Raw genomic sequence first — 18934 nt, 5'->3', positions numbered from 1 at the left:
CACCTCTCCCGCTTTTTTTCTTCCTCGCTGCTGCGATAATTACCGTAATGGCTTTGCAGAGGAAAACACTATGGATTACGAATTTCTGCGCGACATCACCGGAGTGGTGAAAGTGCGTATGTCGATGGGCCACGAAGCCGTTGGACACTGGTTTAACGAAGAGGTGAAAGAAAATCTCGCACTTCTTGATGAGGTTGAACAGGCGGCAAATACGGTGAAAGGCAGTGAACGATCCTGGCAGTGCGCCGGGCATGAATATACGCTGTGGATGGACGGTGAAGAGGTCATGGTGCGTGCCAACCAGCTCGAGTTTTCAGGTGACGAGATGGAAGAGGGGATGAGCTACTATGACGAAGAAAGCCTGTCGATGTGCGGCGTAGAGGACTTCCTTCAGGTGGTAAATGCCTACCGCGACTTTATGAAACAGAAATAACAGCCCGGAGCATCCCTGCTCCGGCTTGCTCTTACACGGCCGGAATATTGCGGCCGTAGTAAATCTCGCGCATCTCTTTCCAGAGCAGGTCAGTAATCGCCTTACGCTCTTCTTCGCTCAAATCTTCCGGCTTCGTGTGGAACATATAGTGCTTAAGGTCGAATTCCTTAAGTAACATCTTGGTATGGAAGATATTTTCCTGATACACGTTCACGTCCATCATGTCGTACAGCGATTTCATGTCCTCGGACATAAAGTTCTGGATGGAGTTAATCTCGTGGTCGATGAAATGCTTCATGCCGTTGATATCGCGGGTAAAACCACGCACGCGATAGTCAATGGTGACGATGTCCGATTCCAGCTGGTGGATTAAATAGTTCAGCGCGTTCAGCGGTGAAATCACGCCGCAGGTCGACACTTCAATATCGGCGCGGAACGTGCACAGCCCGCCTTCCGGGTGACTCTCCGGGTAGGTGTGCACGCAGATATGGCTTTTATCCAGGTGGGCCACGACCACTTCCGGCAGCGGGCCCGGATGTTCAGTTTTGTCGATAAGCTTCGGGTCGACCGGCTCTTCGCTGACCAGAATAGTCACGCTGGCGCCCTGAGGTTCATAATCCTGTCGGGCGATGTTCAGGATGTTTGCGCCGATAATGGAACAGGTTTCTGACAGGATCTCGGTCAGACGGTTGGCGTTGTAGAGTTCGTCGATATAGGCGATGTAACCATCGCGTTCTTTCGCTGTTTTGGCATAGCAGATATCGTAAATACAAAAACTCAGGCTTTTCGTCAGGTTGTTAAAGCCATGCAGTTTAAGCTTTTTCAATTAGCTCACCCCCTTAGTGGATAATGCGTCTTGCAGGTACTGCGGCAGAGCAAACGCTGCGGTATGGATAGCCGGATTGTAGTATCGGCACTGAAGACCGGCCTGATGGAAGCGGGCCTGAATAATTTCGGTGGAGAGATGGCGTAATACGTCGTTATCGGTCGCCCAGGCAAAGGTCATGATCCCGCCGTAGTACGTCGGAATGGCCGCCTGATAGAAGCTGACGTCATCGAAATAGGTGCTGAGCTTACGATGGCTGTCGAGCGCTTCATCCTGCTGCAGGAAGCAGACGCCATTTTGTGCGACGAAGATCCCGCCCGGGTTCAGGCAGCGCTTGCAGCCTTCGTAGAAGGAGGAGGTAAACAGCGACGCGCCGGGGCCGATTGGGTCGGTGCAGTCGGAGATAATGACGTCAAAGGTCTGCGAGGTCTGGTTAACAAAGTTAACGCCGTCGTCAATCACCAGGCTAAAGCGCGGATCGTCATAGCTACCGGCATTGTGGTTGGGCAGATACTGGCGGCAGAAAGAGACGACGCCCGCATCGATTTCCACCATGGTGATGGTTTCAATGGAACGATGGCGGGACACTTCACGCAGCATTGCGCCGTCGCCGCCGCCGATAATCAGGACATGCTTCGCGTGACCGTGCGCCAGCAGCGGAACGTGGGTCATCATTTCGTGATAGATAAACTCGTCGCGCTCGGTCGTTTGCACGACGCCGTCCAGCGCCATCACGCGGCCAAAGGCGGCGTTTTCGAAGATGATGAGATCCTGGTGATCGGTTTTCTCATGATAGAGCACGTTATCAACGGCAAAGTACTGACCAAACTGGTCATGCAGTGTTTCATGCCACAACGTGTGGTCGGCCATACGCGGACTCCTCCTTTGTTAACATCCGTTACGCTCACAAAAAATGAGCGAAACATGATAGCTAACTATAACCGTGGTTGCACGGCTATAGGTTCAACAGGGGGCGTCGGGAAGGTTATTTGACGTAGGCGAGCAGGCTGAGTGAGTCGCGAGCCAGCGCTTTGCATTTTTTGGCAGTGGGAATACCAATACCGCTTAGGTCACGGTAGCTGTCTTCGCCGAGCGCCTTCATGTCGAAGCTGTCGTAGTTGCTGAGATCCCACTGGTTTTGCTGGGCAAAAAAGACCAGCGCGCGGCGAATCTGCCCGTTGGGTAAATTCTGGTAGCCACAATCATTTTTCAGGAATACAAAAACCGCCGTTAAATCGGCCATATCTTCCGCTTCATTTTCACTTAGCGCATAGCTGTTCGCACACATTGCCATCAGGCTTCCGAACAAAATTGTCCTGAAAAACGTCTTCATTGCTTCTACCACTTCTTCACGGAAAATTAACGTTAGCATACTTGATGCCGGTGCGACGATCTTTATTATTGCCGCTTTACTTGACCTTCCGGTAAGGGGAGGGTTTATGCTCAAAAGATCGCCTGCTGGAAATAAGGAAATGAACATGCAACGTCGTGATTTTTTAAAATATTCCGCTGTGCTGGGGGCTGCCAGCGCATTACCACTCTGGAGCCGCGCGGTTTTCGCGGCCGACAGGCCTGCCTTACCCATCCCTGACTTAGTGACCGCTGACGCCCGCAGCCGTATCCAGCTTGTGGTTCAGGCCGGTAAAACGACGTTCGGCGAGCACCACGCCACGACGTGGGGTTATAACGGCAATTTGCTCGGTCCGGCGCTTCAGCTACGTAAAGGGAAAACGGTGACGGTGGATATCCGCAACACGCTCGCCGAAGAGACGACGCTGCACTGGCACGGGCTGGAAGTGCCGGGCGAGGTGGACGGCGGGCCGCAGGGCATCATCAAAGCGGGCGGTACGCGCAGCGTCACTTTTACGCCCGATCAGCGCGCGGCGACCTGCTGGTTCCATCCGCATCAGCATGGCAAAACGGGCCATCAGGTGGCGATGGGGCTGGCGGGGCTGGTGCTGATTGAAGACGACGAAAGCCGCCTGCTGCGCCTGCCGAAACAGTGGGGCATCGACGATGTACCGGTGATTGTGCAGGACAAGAAATTCAACGCTGACGGGCAAATTGACTATCAGCTGGACGTGATGAGCGCGGCGGTAGGCTGGTTTGGCGACACGCTGCTGACCAACGGCGCCATTTACCCTCAGCACGCCGCGCCGAAAGGCTGGCTGCGCCTGCGCCTGCTCAACGGCTGTAACGCGCGCTCGCTGAATTTCGCCGCCAGCGATAAACGCCCGCTGTATGTGGTCGCCAGCGACGGCGGGCTGCTGCCGGAGCCGGTGAAGGTGAGCGAGCTGCCGATGCTCATGGGCGAACGCTTTGAGGTGCTGGTGGATATCAGCGACGGCAAGCCGTTTGACCTCGTAACCCTGCCGGTGAGCCAGATGGGGATGGCGGTCGCACCGTTTGATAATCCGCATCCGGTGCTGCGTATTCAGCCGCTGCTGGTGGCCGCATCCGGCACGCTGCCTGATACGTTAACCACCCTGCCAGCCCTCCCGTCGCTGGAGGGGCTTACGCAGCGCAAGCTGCAGCTCTCCATGAACCCGATGCTCGATATGATGGGCATGCAGGCGCTGATGGCGAAATATGGCGATAAGGCGATGGCGGGGATGCAGCACGGCCAGATGATGGGCCACATGAATATGGACCACGGCAAAATGGGCGGCATGGGGAATATGAATCACGGCGACCATGGCTTTGATTTCCACAACGCCAACATGATCAACGGCAAAGCGTTCGACATGAACACGCCGATGTTTGCTGCGACAAAGGGTCAGCTTGAGCGCTGGGTGATTTCAGGCGAAGGGGACATGATGCTGCACCCGTTCCATATCCACGGCACCCAGTTCCGCATTCTCACAGAGAACGGCAAAGCGCCGGATGCGCATCGCGCGGGCTGGAAAGATACGGTTAGAGTGGAGGGCGGCGTCAGCGAGGTCCTTGTGAAGTTTGACCACGACGCGCCGAAGGAGTTTGCCTATATGGCGCACTGCCACCTGCTGGAGCATGAGGATACGGGGATGATGCTGGGGTTCACGGTATAAAAAAATCCGGGTGGTCGCAGGTGCGGCCTGATGCCCTCACCCTGACCCTCTCCCACAGGGAGAGGGAACAAACACAAAAACGGCAACCGAAGTTGCCGTTTTGCTTTTATTTGCCTTCGTCAGGCAACGCATACGCGACGATATAGTCGCCCATCTTCGTGCCAAACGAACCGTGACCACCCGCTGAGATGACAACGTACTGCTTGCCATTCACTTCATAGGTCATCGGCGTGGCCTGTCCACCCGCCGGCAGACGGCCCTGCCACAGTTTTTCACCGTTGGTCATGTTGTACGCGCGCAGGTAGTTATCTGCGGTTGCCGCGATGAACAGCACGTTACCGGCGGTGGAAATTGGGCCACCCAGCATTGGCATACCCATATTGAACGGCACCGGAACAGGCATCGGGAACGGCATGCTGTCCTGTGGCGTACCAATACGTTTTTTCCATACGATCTGGTTAGTCTTCAGATCCAGACCGGAGATATAACCCCAGGCAGGCTGTTTACACGGCAGACCAAACGGCGACAGGAACGGGTTCAGCGTCACGCCAAACGGCACGCCGTACTGCGGCTGAATGCCGGCTTCGGTACCGCTGCCTTTCGCGTCTTTCGGCTGCTCCATTGGGTTGCCCGGACCGCGTGGGATCAGGCGGGAAACGAACGGCAGCGCCATCGGGTTGGCAATCGCCACCTGACGGTTAGGGTCAACGGAGATCCCGCCCCACTCGAACATCCCCAGGTTACCCGGGAAGACCAGCGTGCCCTGCTCAGACGGCGGCGTGAAGATGCCCTCATAGCGCAGCTGGTGGAACATCACGCGGCACACCAGCTGGTCAAACATGGTGGCACCCCACATGTCTGCACCGCTGAGGTCTTTCTTCGGACGGAAGCTCAGGTCAGAGAACGGCTGGGTTTTGCTGACGTAATCGCCTTTCGCCGCGCCCTGCGGAACCGGTTTTTCCGGTGCAGGCACAACCAGCTTACCGTTGCTGCGATCCAGCACGAAGATGTTGCCCGTCTTGGCCGGAGCGTAAATCACCGGAACGGTTTTTCCATCAACGGTAATGTCCGCCAGCGTCGGCTGGGACGGCATATCCATATCCCACAGATCGTGGTGAACGGTCTGGTAGCTCCATGCCAGCTTACCGGTGGTCGCATTCAGCGCCACGATAGCGCTCGCATAACGCTCCTGCTCCGGCGTGCGGTTACCGCCCCAGATATCTGGCGTGGTCACACCCATTGGCAGATAGACCAGGTCCAGCTTCGCGTCATACGCCGCGGGTGCCCAGGAGTTTGGCGAGTTAAAGGTAAAGGTGTGCTCGTCCGACGGAATCGCGTTGGGATCTTTCGCGCCCGGGTCGAAGGCCCACAGCAGTTTACCGGTGTTCACGTCGAAACCACGGATTACGCCGGAGGTTTCACGCGTGGAGAAGTTATCCGTTACCGAACCGGCAATCACGATGGTTTTATCGGTGATGATTGGCGGTGAGGTTGGCTCATACAGACCCGGCGTGGTGTCCGGCATGTTGGTCTGCAGGTTCAGGATACCTTTGTTGGCAAAGGTTTCACACAGCTTGCCCGTTTCGGCATTGATGGCGAACAGACGGCCATCGTTCACCGGCAGCATGATGCGGCGAGGACAGTCAGCAATGACTTCCGGGCTCGCATTATCGGCGCGCGCTTCGTGGTAAGAGACGCCGCGGCAGGTGACGTGCTGGAAGGACGGGTTGGAATTCAGCTGCGGATCGAAGTGCCATTTCTCTTTACCGGTGGCCGCGTCGAGCGCGAACAGACGCTGGTGCGCCGTACACAGGTAGAGCATATTGCCGACTTTAATCGGCGTGACTTCGTTGGTCAGTTCACCCGGATCGTTCGGCATCTTCAGGTCGCCGGTACGGAATACCCAGGCTTCCTTCAGGTTTTTGACGTTGTCCGCGTTGATCTGCTTCAGCGGGGAGTAACGTTGACCTTCCTGGTTACGACCATACGCTGGCCAGTCGCCGTCAGCGACCTGCGAGATAGCCGCAGCAGGCGTGGATTCTGCGTTCAGCGTACCGTTGATCTCCTGCGGGTCATTAAAGCCGGCCCAGGTCAGAATGCCGCCGGTAATCAGCAGGGCAACAACCAGGCCCGCCACCGCACCGCTGGACGGCACAATCAGGCGACGCCAGACGAACGGCAGGATCAGCCAGATACCGAAGAAGACCAGGATGTCGCTGCGCGGCGTCAGTGCCCAGAAGTCAAAACCAACTTCCCAGACGCCCCAGATCATGGTGGCAAGGAGGAGGGCGGCATACAGCCACAGTGCAGATTGTTTTCTACGCAACAGCAGGACGGTTACGCCAACCATAACCAGACCCGCAATCGGGTAGTACCAGGAGCCGCCTAAAGCGACCAGCCAGACGCCACCGATTAACAGATACAGCGCGCAGAAGGCTGCGAATGCGGCTGTTAATGTCACCAGTAGACGCGGCTGTTTAGAGTTTGTTTCAGCCATAGAAAGTGTACTCGTCAGTTTTTGTTAATAATTTGCTAGCAACTAATTATAGGTATTAACAAGTGTGATCGGAATCACAATATTTGCTTTTTATAACTCATACGCCAGGCTTATCCATTTGCTGATATAATGGCTGGCTTGCGTATCAGTGCTGGATATTAACTCATCCGTATTGAGAGATTTTCACTAAAATCATTTGGTTAGTAATATGAAACATACTGTTGAAGTGATGATCCCGGAAGCCGAGATCAAAGCGCGTATCGCCGAACTGGGTCGTCAAATCACCGAACATTACAAGGACAGCGGCAGCGAAATGGTGCTGGTCGGTCTGTTGCGCGGCTCTTTCATGTTCATGGCAGACCTGTGCCGTGAGGTGCATGTGCCCCATGAGGTCGATTTTATGACCGCCTCCAGCTACGGCAGCGGCATGTCCACTACCCGTGATGTGAAAATCCTGAAAGATCTGGATGAAGATATTCGTGGCAAAGATGTGTTGATCGTTGAGGACATCATCGACTCCGGCAACACGCTGTCAAAAGTGCGCGAGATCCTGAGCCTGCGCGAGCCAAAATCTCTGGCGATTTGTACGCTGCTGGACAAACCTGACCGTCGTGAAGTGCAGGTGCCGGTAGAGTTCGTGGGCTTCTCGATTCCTGACGAATTCGTCGTCGGTTACGGCATTGACTACGCGCAGCGCTATCGTCATCTGCCGTATGTGGGGAAAGTGGTACTGCTGGACGAGTAATCGAGGGCTGATGCCTTCACCCCGGCCCTCTCCCACAGGGAGAGGGAGAAAATCCCCGGCTTTATTTATGATTTACATGCTTAAGCTGAAGGTTGGCAATCCCCGAACGGTAACGCTGCTCCAGCGTTTCGCGGTTGGTGGCGGTCACTTCCAGATTGCGCAGCAGGCCATCGTGAATCCCGTACGCCCAGCCGTGGATAGAGACCTTCTGCCCGCGTTTCCACGCTGATTGCATGATCGTTGAGTGGCCCAGGTTATACACCTGCTCCATCACGTTGAGTTCGCAAAGGGTATCCATACGACGCTCCTGCGGCATTTCGCCCAGCAGTGAGCTATGTTTGAACCAGATATCGCGGATGTGCAGTAGCCAGTTATCAATGAGCCCCAGTTCCGTGTTTTCAACCGCCGCCTGCACGCCGCCGCAGCCATAATGGCCGCAAATGATGATGTGCTCGACTTGCAGAACGTCCACGGCATACTGAACAACAGAAAGACAGTTGAGATCGGTGTGAATCACGAGATTGGCGACATTGCGGTGAACAAACAGTTCGCCGGGTTCAAGGCCGGTCAGGCGCTCCGCCGGTACGCGGCTGTCGGAACATCCAATCCAGAGAAAGCGTGGGTTCTGAGCCTGCGCGAGTTTTCCAAAAAATCCGGGGTCTTCCTCCACCAGCATTTTTGACCATAGTGCATTGTTGCTGATGAGTGTATCTATGTTGTTCATGGAGGTTAGCGACCTGTAACCGAGTTATTGCGTTGCGCTACTATAGGGTAACCCGACTTTTAATGAAACCACACAACGTGTGTAAGAACTGAAGGTAAGTTAATTTCATGGCAATTGCACTGGAGCTTGAGCAGCTTAAAAAAACCTATCCGGGTGGCGTTCAGGCGCTACGCGGAATAGATCTGAAAGTAGAGGCCGGCGATTTTTACGCGCTTCTGGGGCCGAACGGGGCCGGGAAATCGACCACCATTGGGATTATCAGCTCGCTGGTCAATAAAACGTCCGGCCGGGTGAGCGTCTTTGGGTACGACCTGCAAAAAGACGTGGTGAACGCCAAGCGCCAGCTGGGGCTGGTTCCGCAGGAGTTCAACTTCAACCCGTTCGAGACGGTGCAGCAAATTGTCGTTAACCAGGCGGGCTATTACGGCGTTGAGCGTAAAGAGGCCCTCGAGCGTAGCGAAAAATACCTTAAGCAGCTCGATCTGTGGGAAAAGCGTAACGAACGCGCGCGCATGTTGTCCGGCGGGATGAAGCGCCGCCTGATGATTGCCCGTGCGCTGATGCACGAGCCAAAGCTGCTGATCCTCGATGAACCGACAGCGGGTGTTGATATCGAACTTCGTCGCTCCATGTGGGGCTTCCTGAAAGATCTCAACGACAAAGGCACCACCATTATTCTGACCACCCACTATCTGGAAGAGGCTGAAATGCTGTGCCGCAATATCGGCATCATTCAGAACGGCGAGCTGGTGGAGAACACCTCGATGAAGAATCTGCTCTCCAAGCTGAAATCCGAAACCTTCATTCTCGATCTGGCGGCGAAAAGCGCGCTGCCAAAACTTGAAGGTTACAACTATCGTCTGGTGGATACCTCGACGCTGGAAGTGGAAGTGCTGCGCGAGCAGGGGATTAACAGCGTGTTCTCACAGCTGAGCGCGCAGGGGATTCAGGTTTTAAGTATGCGTAACAAAGCGAACCGACTGGAAGAGCTGTTTGTCTCTCTGGTACATGACAAACAAGGAGACAAGGCATGACGCATCTTTACTGGGTCGCGCTGAAAAGTATCTGGGCGAAAGAGATCAACCGCTTTATGCGTATCTGGGTGCAAACCCTGGTGCCGCCGGTCATCACGATGACGCTCTATTTCATCATCTTCGGTAACCTGATTGGCTCCCGGATTGGTGAGATGCACGGCTTTACCTATATGCAGTTTATCGTGCCGGGCCTGATCATGATGGCGGTGATCACCAATGCCTACGCCAACGTGGCGTCGTCGTTTTTCAGCGCCAAGTTCCAGCGCAATATTGAAGAGCTGCTGGTCGCGCCGGTGCCGACGCACGTCATTATCGCGGGCTATGTCGGCGGCGGCGTGGCGCGCGGGCTGTGCGTGGGGATCCTGGTCACGGCGATTTCGCTGTTCTTCGTGCCGTTCCAGGTCCACTCGTGGCTGTTTGTCGCGCTGACGCTGCTCCTGACGGCGATCCTCTTCTCGCTGGCCGGTCTGCTGAACGCCGTGTTCGCCAAAACGTTTGACGACATCAGCCTGATCCCGACCTTCGTGCTGACGCCGCTGACCTATCTCGGCGGGGTGTTCTACTCCCTGACGCTGCTGCCACCGTTCTGGCAGGCGCTGTCGCACCTGAACCCGATTGTCTACATGATCAGCGGGTTCCGCTTTGGCTTCCTCGGCATCACCGATGTGCCGCTGTTTACCACGGTGGCGGTACTGGTGGTGTTCATCATCGCCTTCTACCTGCTCTGCTGGTCGCTGATCCAGCGCGGACGCGGGCTGCGCAGCTAATCTTTTGCCCGGCGACGCTCTGTTTGCCGGGCACTTTCTTTGACAGTTATCACCGTAAGCTAACCTTCACTCCGCTAAACTACTTGCCTGCTAAGGAGGGAGTTATGCTGGGATGGGTTATCACCTGCCACGATGAACAGGCGCAGGAAATGCTGGATAAGCTTGAAGCCAGATTTGGCCCGCTGGTGCAATGCCGGGCGGTAAACTACTGGCGCGGGTTGAGCACCAACATGCTGAGCCGCATGATGTGCGATGCCCTGCATGAAACGGACACCGGGGATGGCGTGATTTTTCTTACCGATAAATCGGGCGCGGCGCCTTACCGCGCAGCCGCGTTGCTGAGTCATAAGCACGCGTGCTGTGAAGTGATCTCGGGTATTAACTTCTCCCTGCTGGCGTTAATGTATCCGCAGCGTGGATCCTTAAGCAGCGCAGAGTTTCGCCAGGCCATCGTGGCGCAGGGCGTTCCGGGCGTCAGCAGCTTGTGGCATCAGCAGCAAAAAAATCCTCCCTTCGTCCTGCTCCACGATTTGTATAAGAATTAAACGTGGGTATTGATGTCTCATTTGTTACAATAGCGGCAGTTTTCCGCACCGATTAAGACACCATGCTACCGCGCATTCTTTTCTTGCTATTGATGCTCATTTCCGGCGTCAGCTCAGCCAGTTTACTCAGTCAGCACACGCTGCCTGCCCAGTACATGCAAACCACCGAAGACGCGGCGATCTGGGCGCAGGTGGGGAACAGCGTGATCAACGTCGGTAACGTGCGCGCCGGGCAGATCCTGGCCGTTGTGCCCGCGGCGGCGGACTACTACGAATTTCGCTTCGGTTTTGGCACGGGGTTTATCGACAAGGGCCACCTGGAGCCGGTTCAGGGGAAACAGCGCGTCGAGGACAGCCTCGGGGATCTCAATAAGCCCCTGAGCAATCAGAACCTCATTACCTGGAAAGACACGCCGGTGTATAACGCGCCGTCGAGCGGCAGCGCGCCTTTCGGCACATTAAGCGCCAATCTGCGCTATCCCATACTGAATAAACTGAAAGACCGTCTGAATCAGACCTGGTTCCAGATCCGCATCGGCAATCGTCTGGCGTGGATCAGCAGCCTGGACGCGCAGGAAGATAACGGCCTTCCGGTTCTGACCTACCATCATATTCTGCGTGATGAAGAAAACACGCGCTTTCGACATACGTCCACAACGACCAGCGTACGTGCGTTTAACAACCAGATGGCCTGGCTACGCGATCAGGGTTATACCACCCTGACGATGTACCAGCTTGAAGGGTACGTGCGTAACAAAATGAACCTGCCTGCAAAATCGGTGGTGATTACCTTTGACGACGGCCTGAAATCCGTCAGCCGCTATGCCTATCCTGTGCTCAAAGAGTACGGCTTCAAGGCTACCGCGTTTATTATCTCTTCCCGTATAAAGGGCCATCCGCAGAAGTGGGATCCAAAATCGCTGCAGTTTATGAGCGTGCAGGAGATTAAGGAGATTCAGGATGTGTTCGATATTCAGTCCCACACCCACTTCCTGCACCGCGTGGATGGGTATAAGCACCCGATTTTACTGAGCCGCAGCTATCACGTGATTTTGTTTGATTTTGAACGCTCGCGTCGCGCGCTGGCGCAGTTTAATCCACGCGTGCTCTATCTTTCCTATCCGTTTGGCGGCTACGACAATAAAGCGATAAAGGCGGCGAATGATGCCGGTTTCCATCTGGCGGTGACGACGGTGAAAGGGAAGGTGAAGCCTGGGGATAATCCGTTCTTACTGAAACGCCTGTACATCTTAAGAACGGATTCGCTGGAGACAATGTCGCGGCTGATCAGCAATCAGCCGCAGGGATAGTGCTTAAGCAACCTGAACCGGAATCGCCTTCGCGGTACGTTTCATGTCGTTGTCGCCTTCAAAGTAGGCAACTTTCGGCTGCCAGCGGCGCGCTTCTTCATCAGACATCATCACGAAGCTGGCGATAATCACAATATCGCCCACGTCCGCGCAGTGCGCTGCCGCGCCGTTAACGGAGATGATTTTAGACCCGCGCTCGGCGGCGATGGCGTAGGTTGAGAAACGTTTGCCGTTGTTAACGTTCCAGATATCAATCGCTTCGTTTTCAAGGATGCCCGCAGCATCAAGGAAATCCTGGTCGATGGCGCAGGAGCCTTCATAGTGCAGGTCGGCCTGGGTGACTTTCACACGGTGAAGCTTACCTTGCAGCATTTTGCGAATCATTACGTTTACCTTTCATCTTCCGGGTAGAGAAACCTACGCCAGTTCAACCACTTTGTTGTCGATTAGGCGGGCCTGACCAAGCCATGCCGCCACCAGAATGACCGCACGTTTGCTGGTCTGTGTAAGCTCCAGAAGCGTATCGGCATCGCGAATTTGAATATCATCAGCGCGGAAGCCTTTATCGTTCAGCGCCTGTTCAGCCAGAGCAATAATCTCTTCGGCCGTTAACTCTTTCGCCAGCAGCTGTTCTGCCATGGTGTTCATGACCTTGCTTAAGCCCGGCGCGATTTTACGCTGGTCCGCGGTCAGGTAGCCATTTCGCGAGCTGAGCGCCAGACCGTCTTTGGCGCGTACAATCGGTACGCCGACAATCTCGATATCGTAGCCCATATCCGCAACCATCTTGCGGATCAGCGCCAGCTGCTGGAAATCTTTCTCACCGAAGCAGGCAACGTCCGGCTGCACCAGGTTGAACAGCTTGCTGACGATGGTCGATACGCCGCGGAAATGACCCGGGCGGCTTGCGCCTTCCAGCATGGTGGAAATGCCCGGTACGTCAACGTAGGTGGCCTCATCGGTACCCTGAGGATAGACATCCGCCGGTGCCGGAGAGAAGACAATATCCGCATGGCGTTTTTTGAGCTTCTCGCAATCTTCCTGCAGGGTGCGCGGATAGCGTGCCAGATCGTCGGCGCGGTCAAACTGCATTGGGTTAACGAAGATACTGACCACCACGATATCTGCACGGGCTCTTGCTTCGTCAACCAGCTTCATATGGCCGTCATGCAGGTTGCCCATGGTCGGGACCAGTGCGATACGTTTACCTTCCTGACGCGCACGACGGATATGCTGGCGCAGCAGCGGCAGGGTTTCAATGATTAGCACAACGAGACTCCTTAATGGAAACTGTGTTCTTCACCCGGGTAAACACCGGATTCAACGTCGGCAATATACTGCCTGACCGCAGCGCGCATGTCGCCCGCTTCGGTGAGGAAATTTTTGGCAAACTTCGGAATATGCCCGCCGGTGATGCCAAAGGCGTCGTGCATCACCAGGATCTGGCCGTCGGTCACGTTGCCTGCACCGATACCAATCACCGGAATGGACAGCGCGTCGGTGATGCGTTTCGCCAGCTCAACCGGCACGCACTCCAGCACCAGCAGCTGGGCGCCTGCGGCTTCCAGCGCCAGAGCATCATCAAACAGCGTCTGGGCGGCGTCACCGCGGCCCTGCACTTTATATCCACCAAAGATGTTGACGGACTGCGGCGTCAAGCCCAAATGGCCGCACACCGGCACGGCGCGCTCGGTGAGCATCTTCACCGTATCCACCAGCCAGGCGCCGCCTTCAATTTTGACCATGTTAGCGCCAGCACGCATGACCGCTGCCGCGTTTTCGAATGCCTGCTCCGGCGTGGCATAGGCCATAAAAGGCAGATCGGAAAGCAGCAGGCAGGCTGGAGCCCCGCGGCGTACCGCACGCGTGTGGTAAGCGATATCCTCAACCGTGACCGGCAGGGTGGAATCATGTCCTTGTACCGTCATCCCTAACGAATCTCCGACCAGCATGACGTTGATACCCTCTTCGGCAAAGAGTTTGGCGAAGCTGTAGTCATACGCGGTGATGGTGGCGAAGCGTTTTTTTTCCTGTTTGCATTTCTGCAGTAAGGAGATGGTGGTTGGTTTCATACTGTTTCCTGATAGCCCAAAAGCGAATCTTTGCGCATTCTAACAGTAACATTCGGGGGAACAATGATTTTAGGTAACCGATTAGCCACAATTATTTTGAGGTTAACCGGCAGGGGAACCGGATCACCAGCGGGCGGGTCTTTCCGCGTTGAGGTTGTCCAGAATGGTCCTGAGTGGGATGCCATCCGGGAAGATGAGATCGGGGGCGACTTCAAACAGCGGCCAGAGCATAAACCCGCGATTTTTCATGTCGTAATGCGGAACGGTGAGACGTTCAGTACTAATGGTCTCGTGACCAAACAGCATAATGTCGAGGTCCAGCGTGCGCGGTCCCCAGCGCTCGGCTTTGCGTACGCGGCCCTGCTGCAGTTCGATGCGCTGGGTATTGTCCAGCAGCGTTTCGGCATCAAGGGCAGTTTCCAGCACCACGGCGGCATTGAGATAATCAGGCTGATCCTGCGGACCCAGCGGCGGCGTGCGGTAGAAAGAGGAGACCGCCACGATCTTGCTTTGCGGGATCTCCCCAAGCGCCTGTACGGCAGCGTTCACCTGCTCCAGCGGAGAGGCTAAATTGCTGCCGATGGCGATATACGCAAGGGTCATGCTGTCCCTTCACGACGCGGCGCACGTTTGCGCGGACGACGATGGCGGCGACGCGGTTCCGGCTCTTCATCCAGCCCGGTGAGCATATCTTTTTGCTCCGGCGGGGCGGAGACCTGGAATTCAGCCCACCACTGCGCCAGGCGCTGCAGCTCCTGGTTGCGTTCAATTTCAGCACGCAGCGACAGCAGATCGAAGGCGGCGCGGAATTTTGGATGCTCCATAAGCTTCCAGGCGCGTTTGCCCTGACGACGGGACATGCGCAGCTGAAGCTGCCAGATATCGCGCACCAGCGTGGTAATGCGTTTTGGAATAGCGAGCGTACGGCACCCTTCGTCCAGCACGTCGTTTGCGGCCAGCGCGAAGGCATCATAGTAGGCAAGCCCGCTCTCCTGGGTAATTCGCTGGGCCGTTTCCAGCAGCGGATACCAGAACATCGCCGCAAACAGGAACGCCGGATTGACGCGCATGTCGTTGCGAATACGGGTATCGGTATTTTTCAGCACCTGCGCAATCATCCGCTCCATTGGGCTGTCACCGCTTTCGGTGAAGTAGCGGGTAATGGTCGGGAACAGGGGCTGGAAAAGGTTGTATTCGCGCAGCAGATTGTAGGTTTCAAAGCCGTGGCCGGCCTGCAGCAGCTTCAGCGCCTCTTCAAACAGGCGGGCAGGCGGCACGTCGTTAATCAGCGTCGCCAGGCGCGGAATCGGCTCTGCCGTTTCCGGGCTGATGCGCATATTGAGCTTGGCGGCGAAACGCACGGCGCGCAGCATACGCACGGGATCTTCGCGATAGCGCGTTTCCGGCGTGCCAATCAGACGGATCAGACCTTCTTTCAGGTCCTGCATGCCGCCGACGTAATCGCGCACGGTGAAATCCGCCACGCTGTAATAAAGACTGTTGATGGTGAAGTCGCGACGCTGGGCATCTTCTTCGATAGAGCCGAAGATATTGTCACGCAGCAGCATGCCGTTCTGGCCGCGCTGTGACGTGGTGCGATCGGATGCGCCCGCTTCGTGGTGGCCGCGGAAGGTCGCCACTTCGATAATTTCCGGCCCAAACATCACGTGAGCCAGACGGAAACGGCGGCCAACGAGACGGCAGTTGCGGAATAATTTGCGCACCTGCTCAGGCGTGGCGCTGGTCGTCACGTCGAAATCTTTTGGTTTTTTGCCCAGCAGTAAATCACGTACTCCACCGCCCACGAGATAGGCCTCATAGCCCGCTTTATTCAGACGATAGAGCACCTTGAGGGCATTTTCACTGATATCTTTGCGGGAAATAGTGTGCTGCTCACGCGGAATAACCGACATGTGTGGCTGTGCAATAGCATCGTTCGCCATGCTCTCTTCGCGGCTTAGCACTTTACGGCAAAAATTAGCGACTCGGGTAAAAATGGTACACCTCGTAGTGTGTTTTGTTATGAAAAAAGCGGCTAATCATAGCTCAGCGCAACGCATTTGAGAATGCTGGATTTTTGGCACTGCCGCGAGCGTCCAGTTGGCAACGGCCATTTTCAGCAGTTCGTCAATACGCAGATCCTGCCATTCGTTGGTTACATTCTGGTTGAGAAATCGCAGCGCGTCGATCAAAACAGGACGCGGATCGCCGTCTGGCAGGGCCGGGGCGTGGTTCTGCTTTGACAATTTAAAGCCCTGCGCATTGACCGCCAGCGGCAGATGAATGTAGTCCGGGGCCGTCCAGCCAAACTGGTGATACAGCGATATTTGTCGCACGGTCGGTTCGACCAGATCCGCCCCGCGTACAATTTCCGTCACGCCCTGGAAACGATCGTCGACGACCACCGCCAGGTTATAGGCGAACAGGCCGTCACGGCGGTGAATAATAAAATCCTCACGCGCCAGACGTTCATCGGCATGAATCTCACCGGAGAGGAGATCGGTAAAGCGCGTTACCGGGGAGCGCTGCTTTATACGTACGGCGGCATTTTCCGGGGGAAGATTAAGCGTGCGGCAGTGGCCGTCATAGACGCCACCCACGCTCTGGATACGCGCGCGGGTGCAGGTGCAGTTATAGGAAAGCCCCCGATCGCGAAGCCAGGCCAGACGTTCCCGATAAGCCTCGTGACGTTTTGACTGCCAGAGCACCTCGTCATCCCAGTGAAGACCGTAATGTTCCAACTGACGCAGAATCGTCTCTGCAGCACCGGGAACTTCACGCGGGGGGTCTATATCTTCAATGCGGACAAGCCATTTTCCCAGGCGGGCGCGAGCCTGCAGGTAGCTGCCGAGCGCGGCAATTAATGAGCCGAAGTGTAATTCACCGGAAGGAGATGGCGCGAAGCGCCCAATATAGTGTGATTCAGACATATCAACAGTAACAAGGCGGGAGAGACTCCCGCCTTTGGTATGTGTAAACAGCGCTGGTATTAACCGGCCATCTGTTTTTCGCGGATTTCGGCCAGCGTTTTACAGTCGATGCACAGATCGGCGGTAGGACGCGCTTCCAGGCGACGAATACCGATTTCAACACCGCAGGATTCGCAGTAGCCAAAATCTTCGTCTTCGACTTTTTTCAGCGTTTTCTCGATCTTTTTGATCAGTTTGCGTTCGCGGTCACGGTTACGCAGTTCGAGGCTGAACTCTTCTTCCTGAGCGGCACGGTCTACCGGATCCGGGAAGTTGGCAGCTTCATCCTGCATATGAGTAACGGTGCGATCGACTTCATCCCTGAGTTGATTACGCCATGCTTCAAGAATACGCTTGAAGTGCGACAGCTGGGCTTCGTTCATATACTCTTCGCCCGGCTTCTCTTGATACGGCTCCACCCCAGCGATGGCGAGAATACTCAGGGACGATGTTTTACGGTTTTGCCCTTCTTGCATGTTGCTTCTCCTTAACACGCACTATCGATCCCCGTGTTGGGGGAAAAATCAGGTCGCTATAAATAGCAGATGCTTTTCCGTAAGGCAATTATCTAAACGTAACACTTGACAAGCCTGTGAGGAAAAGCGTATTTGCGCACGCGGCCAGAACACTTATTCGACAATCGTCTAATCCCTTACAAGACAATGGGAAGAGAGGATCTCAGAGTCATATTATCGGCAGAAAGTTCCGCTTTATAAGCGAAAACCTCTACCCCCTGCTTTTGTGCCTCATGCAACAATTGCGCGTATTTAGGATCAATATGGCGGGCAGGGGAGAAACGTTCAATGGCTGAATGCAACACCGCAAACAGCAATACGGCGCGTTTGCCCGCCGCCGCAACACTCATTAGCTCTCGCAGATGCTTCTGGCCACGCAGCGTTACCGCATCCGGGAAGTAGCCATTTTCCTGTTCCGCTAACGTCACTGATTTTACTTCAATATAGCACTCGGGCCTGTCTTCCGCCTGTAACATGAAGTCAATTCTGCTGCCTTCATCGCCATATTTCACTTCACTTTTATGCGTGCCATATCCCACCAGTTCGGGAATGGCGCCAAGGGTCAGCGCTTCCTTAACCAGCTGATTTGCGCGCTGGGTATTAACGCAAATAAATGCCCCGTTTTGGGTTTCGGTCACTTCCCAGGTATGGGCATATTTGCGTTTACTATTTTCTGAAGTGGAATACCAGACCCTGTCACCCGGCGTCGCACACCCCGTCATGGCGCCGGTATTGGGGCAGTGCAGGGTGAGCTGAACCCCTTCGGGGGTGATCACGTCGGCGAGGAAGCGTTTGTATCGCTGGATAAGCGTAGCGTGCTGCAGGGGAGGACTAAACTTCATCAGAATTCCTTTCAGTATTGCCCAGCGTCCAGCGCTGTAGCGGCGTATAGCGGGTGCGTCCCTGTGCAAAGACGGATTCGTAAAGCGCGAATGCGTTGACCGGAAAGGCCCAGTGAAAACCCGGCGGCGGGATGGCAACGGCCTGACCGGCATCGCGCAGCAGCGTGATATGTGGATGAAACGGCTGTGGGCTCTGATAACAGCCGCTGCGCGCCGCCTGGGCGCGCAGCATATTCGCCAGCTGCAATAATCCGCGCGGCGGCTGGCGCGTTCCCAGCCAGACCACGCGCGAACGCGGCCACTGGCCCGCGTCGTCGAGATGCAGCGTAAATTCCGGCTGGGCAATACGCCCGGCCATTGCGGCTAACGCCCGCTGTTTTTCGGCACTGACGTCGCCCAAAAAGGCCAGCGTCATGTGCAGGTTGGCCGCCGCGACAGGGCGGCCCGCTTCCGGCGAAAAGCAATCGGCGCGCCAGCGAACAATTTGACGCTGTATGGTGGTGGGCAATTCAATGGCAAAAAACAGCCGTTTCGACTCAGGCATACGGAGGACTCGGTAATGATATGCGCCGATGCTACAATGTACGCCGACTAATGTTAACCCTCTG

General features: G+C 55.6%; 21 protein-coding genes. 7 read left to right on the top strand and 14 right to left on the bottom strand.

Annotated elements, in window-relative coordinates; translation table 11 throughout:
• Nucleotides 1-70: 70 nt before the first annotated feature.
• Entirely contained in the window at nt 71-433 is a 363-nt protein-coding gene (gene yacL, locus ACWKXN_RS11185; protein WP_039260781.1) for a protein YacL, read from the top strand.
• Between the two features lie 31 nt (nt 434-464).
• Here yacL and speD read toward each other — a convergent pair whose 3' ends face one another.
• The 3 genes from speD to ACWKXN_RS11170 all read right to left on the bottom strand — a co-directional run bounded on the left by speD (nt 465) and on the right by ACWKXN_RS11170 (nt 2592).
• Entirely contained in the window at nt 465-1259 is a 795-nt protein-coding gene (gene speD / locus ACWKXN_RS11180) for an adenosylmethionine decarboxylase (RefSeq protein ID WP_454543789.1), read from the bottom strand.
• On the bottom strand, nt 1260-2129 hold the full coding sequence (speE, locus tag ACWKXN_RS11175; protein ID WP_023310424.1) for a polyamine aminopropyltransferase: 870 nt from the start codon (nt 2127-2129) through the stop codon (nt 1260-1262). It lies immediately after the preceding gene.
• Between the two features lie 115 nt (nt 2130-2244).
• Nucleotides 2245-2592 (bottom strand): YacC family pilotin-like protein, encoded by a 348-nt coding sequence (locus ACWKXN_RS11170; protein ID WP_014882582.1) that lies wholly within the window; start codon nt 2590-2592, stop codon nt 2245-2247.
• Nucleotides 2593-2737: 145 nt separating this feature from the next.
• On the opposite strand from ACWKXN_RS11170, the gene cueO reads away from it, so the two are divergent.
• Nucleotides 2738-4306: a multicopper oxidase CueO gene (gene cueO, locus ACWKXN_RS11165; protein ID WP_454543788.1), complete on the top strand. Its 1569-nt coding sequence runs from the start codon at nt 2738-2740 to the stop codon at nt 4304-4306.
• Nucleotides 4307-4412: 106 nt separating this feature from the next.
• On the opposite strand, the gene ACWKXN_RS11160 is transcribed toward cueO, so the two are convergent.
• Nucleotides 4413-6803 carry a glucose/quinate/shikimate family membrane-bound PQQ-dependent dehydrogenase gene (locus ACWKXN_RS11160; RefSeq protein WP_033144652.1) on the bottom strand — a complete coding sequence of 797 codons (2391 nt, stop codon included), beginning with the start codon at nt 6801-6803 and terminating at the stop codon, nt 4413-4415.
• Nucleotides 6804-7011: 208 nt separating this feature from the next.
• On the opposite strand from ACWKXN_RS11160, the gene hpt reads away from it, so the two are divergent.
• Nucleotides 7012-7548, top strand: a complete 537-nt coding sequence (hpt, locus tag ACWKXN_RS11155; protein ID WP_008501948.1) for a hypoxanthine phosphoribosyltransferase — start codon at nt 7012-7014, stop codon at nt 7546-7548.
• Between the two features lie 61 nt (nt 7549-7609).
• Here the strand turns inward: hpt and can are convergent, their stop codons facing one another.
• On the bottom strand, nt 7610-8272 hold the full coding sequence (gene can, locus ACWKXN_RS11150) for a carbonate dehydratase (protein ID WP_008501947.1): 663 nt from the start codon (nt 8270-8272) through the stop codon (nt 7610-7612).
• Nucleotides 8273-8379: 107 nt separating this feature from the next.
• On the opposite strand from can, the gene ACWKXN_RS11145 reads away from it, so the two are divergent.
• The 4 genes from ACWKXN_RS11145 (at nt 8380) to ACWKXN_RS11130 (ending at nt 11928) form a co-directional block, all read left to right on the top strand.
• On the top strand, nt 8380-9306 hold the full coding sequence (locus tag ACWKXN_RS11145) for an ABC transporter ATP-binding protein (RefSeq protein ID WP_032660633.1): 927 nt from the start codon (nt 8380-8382) through the stop codon (nt 9304-9306).
• On the top strand, nt 9303-10073 hold the full coding sequence (locus tag ACWKXN_RS11140) for an ABC transporter permease (protein ID WP_023310428.1): 771 nt from the start codon (nt 9303-9305) through the stop codon (nt 10071-10073). Before ACWKXN_RS11145 ends, ACWKXN_RS11140 begins: the two co-directional genes overlap by 4 nt.
• Before the next feature lie 104 nt (nt 10074-10177).
• The gene (locus tag ACWKXN_RS11135; protein ID WP_033144654.1) at nt 10178-10618 is read left to right on the top strand and encodes a PTS sugar transporter subunit IIA; all 441 of its coding nucleotides are present in this window, start codon (nt 10178-10180) and stop codon (nt 10616-10618) included.
• 62 nt (nt 10619-10680) lie between these two features.
• Nucleotides 10681-11928 (top strand): polysaccharide deacetylase family protein, encoded by a 1248-nt coding sequence (locus ACWKXN_RS11130; protein WP_048978997.1) that lies wholly within the window; start codon nt 10681-10683, stop codon nt 11926-11928.
• Between the two features lie 3 nt (nt 11929-11931).
• Here ACWKXN_RS11130 and panD read toward each other — a convergent pair whose 3' ends face one another.
• From panD to thpR, 9 genes are all read right to left on the bottom strand, one after another.
• Nucleotides 11932-12312, bottom strand: coding sequence for an aspartate 1-decarboxylase (gene panD / locus ACWKXN_RS11125; protein WP_006810068.1), 381 nt, complete (start codon nt 12310-12312; stop codon nt 11932-11934).
• A gap of 33 nt (nt 12313-12345) precedes the next feature.
• On the bottom strand, nt 12346-13197 hold the full coding sequence (gene panC / locus ACWKXN_RS11120) for a pantoate--beta-alanine ligase (RefSeq protein ID WP_023310431.1): 852 nt from the start codon (nt 13195-13197) through the stop codon (nt 12346-12348).
• 11 nt (nt 13198-13208) lie between these two features.
• Nucleotides 13209-14000, bottom strand: a complete 792-nt coding sequence (panB, locus tag ACWKXN_RS11115; protein ID WP_120159239.1) for a 3-methyl-2-oxobutanoate hydroxymethyltransferase — start codon at nt 13998-14000, stop codon at nt 13209-13211.
• Between the two features lie 123 nt (nt 14001-14123).
• Nucleotides 14124-14603: a 2-amino-4-hydroxy-6-hydroxymethyldihydropteridine diphosphokinase gene (gene folK / locus ACWKXN_RS11110; protein ID WP_063439746.1), complete on the bottom strand. Its 480-nt coding sequence runs from the start codon at nt 14601-14603 to the stop codon at nt 14124-14126.
• Nucleotides 14600-15997, bottom strand: coding sequence for a polynucleotide adenylyltransferase PcnB (gene pcnB / locus ACWKXN_RS11105; RefSeq protein WP_072162357.1), 1398 nt, complete (start codon nt 15995-15997; stop codon nt 14600-14602). The genes folK and pcnB overlap by 4 nt, the downstream gene beginning before the upstream one ends.
• 42 nt (nt 15998-16039) lie before the next feature.
• The gene (gene gluQRS, locus ACWKXN_RS11100) at nt 16040-16930 is read right to left on the bottom strand and encodes a tRNA glutamyl-Q(34) synthetase GluQRS (protein ID WP_032642510.1); all 891 of its coding nucleotides are present in this window, start codon (nt 16928-16930) and stop codon (nt 16040-16042) included.
• Nucleotides 16931-16989: 59 nt separating this feature from the next.
• Nucleotides 16990-17445, bottom strand: a complete 456-nt coding sequence (gene dksA, locus ACWKXN_RS11095; protein WP_001155232.1) for an RNA polymerase-binding protein DksA — start codon at nt 17443-17445, stop codon at nt 16990-16992.
• 176 nt (nt 17446-17621) lie between these two features.
• On the bottom strand, nt 17622-18326 hold the full coding sequence (gene sfsA / locus ACWKXN_RS11090) for a DNA/RNA nuclease SfsA (RefSeq protein ID WP_033144658.1): 705 nt from the start codon (nt 18324-18326) through the stop codon (nt 17622-17624).
• Nucleotides 18316-18870 carry an RNA 2',3'-cyclic phosphodiesterase gene (gene thpR / locus ACWKXN_RS11085; protein WP_069303673.1) on the bottom strand — a complete coding sequence of 185 codons (555 nt, stop codon included), beginning with the start codon at nt 18868-18870 and terminating at the stop codon, nt 18316-18318. Before thpR ends, sfsA begins: the two co-directional genes overlap by 11 nt.
• Between the last annotated feature and the right edge of the window lie 64 nt (nt 18871-18934).

This window comes from Enterobacter sp. UPMP2060 (genome assembly GCF_053709655.1).
This window is presented reverse-complemented; position numbering and strand designations above follow the sequence as displayed.

Coding starts and splice junctions, on each gene's coding strand:
- yacL (WP_039260781.1), top strand. CDS start 71: ATGGATTACGAATTTCTGCGCGACATCACCGGAGTGGTGAAAGTGCGT.
- speE (WP_023310424.1), bottom strand. CDS start 2,129: ATGGCCGACCACACGTTGTGGCATGAAACACTGCATGACCAGTTTGGT.
- ACWKXN_RS11170 (WP_014882582.1), bottom strand. CDS start 2,592: ATGAAGACGTTTTTCAGGACAATTTTGTTCGGAAGCCTGATGGCAATG.
- cueO (WP_454543788.1), top strand. CDS start 2,738: ATGCAACGTCGTGATTTTTTAAAATATTCCGCTGTGCTGGGGGCTGCC.
- ACWKXN_RS11160 (WP_033144652.1), bottom strand. CDS start 6,803: ATGGCTGAAACAAACTCTAAACAGCCGCGTCTACTGGTGACATTAACA.
- hpt (WP_008501948.1), top strand. CDS start 7,012: ATGAAACATACTGTTGAAGTGATGATCCCGGAAGCCGAGATCAAAGCG.
- can (WP_008501947.1), bottom strand. CDS start 8,272: ATGAACAACATAGATACACTCATCAGCAACAATGCACTATGGTCAAAA.
- ACWKXN_RS11145 (WP_032660633.1), top strand. CDS start 8,380: ATGGCAATTGCACTGGAGCTTGAGCAGCTTAAAAAAACCTATCCGGGT.
- ACWKXN_RS11140 (WP_023310428.1), top strand. CDS start 9,303: ATGACGCATCTTTACTGGGTCGCGCTGAAAAGTATCTGGGCGAAAGAG.
- ACWKXN_RS11135 (WP_033144654.1), top strand. CDS start 10,178: ATGCTGGGATGGGTTATCACCTGCCACGATGAACAGGCGCAGGAAATG.
- ACWKXN_RS11130 (WP_048978997.1), top strand. CDS start 10,681: ATGCTACCGCGCATTCTTTTCTTGCTATTGATGCTCATTTCCGGCGTC.
- panD (WP_006810068.1), bottom strand. CDS start 12,312: ATGATTCGCAAAATGCTGCAAGGTAAGCTTCACCGTGTGAAAGTCACC.
- panB (WP_120159239.1), bottom strand. CDS start 14,000: ATGAAACCAACCACCATCTCCTTACTGCAGAAATGCAAACAGGAAAAA.
- folK (WP_063439746.1), bottom strand. CDS start 14,603: ATGACCCTTGCGTATATCGCCATCGGCAGCAATTTAGCCTCTCCGCTG.
- gluQRS (WP_032642510.1), bottom strand. CDS start 16,930: ATGTCTGAATCACACTATATTGGGCGCTTCGCGCCATCTCCTTCCGGT.
- dksA (WP_001155232.1), bottom strand. CDS start 17,445: ATGCAAGAAGGGCAAAACCGTAAAACATCGTCCCTGAGTATTCTCGCC.
- sfsA (WP_033144658.1), bottom strand. CDS start 18,326: ATGAAGTTTAGTCCTCCCCTGCAGCACGCTACGCTTATCCAGCGATAC.
- thpR (WP_069303673.1), bottom strand. CDS start 18,870: ATGCCTGAGTCGAAACGGCTGTTTTTTGCCATTGAATTGCCCACCACC.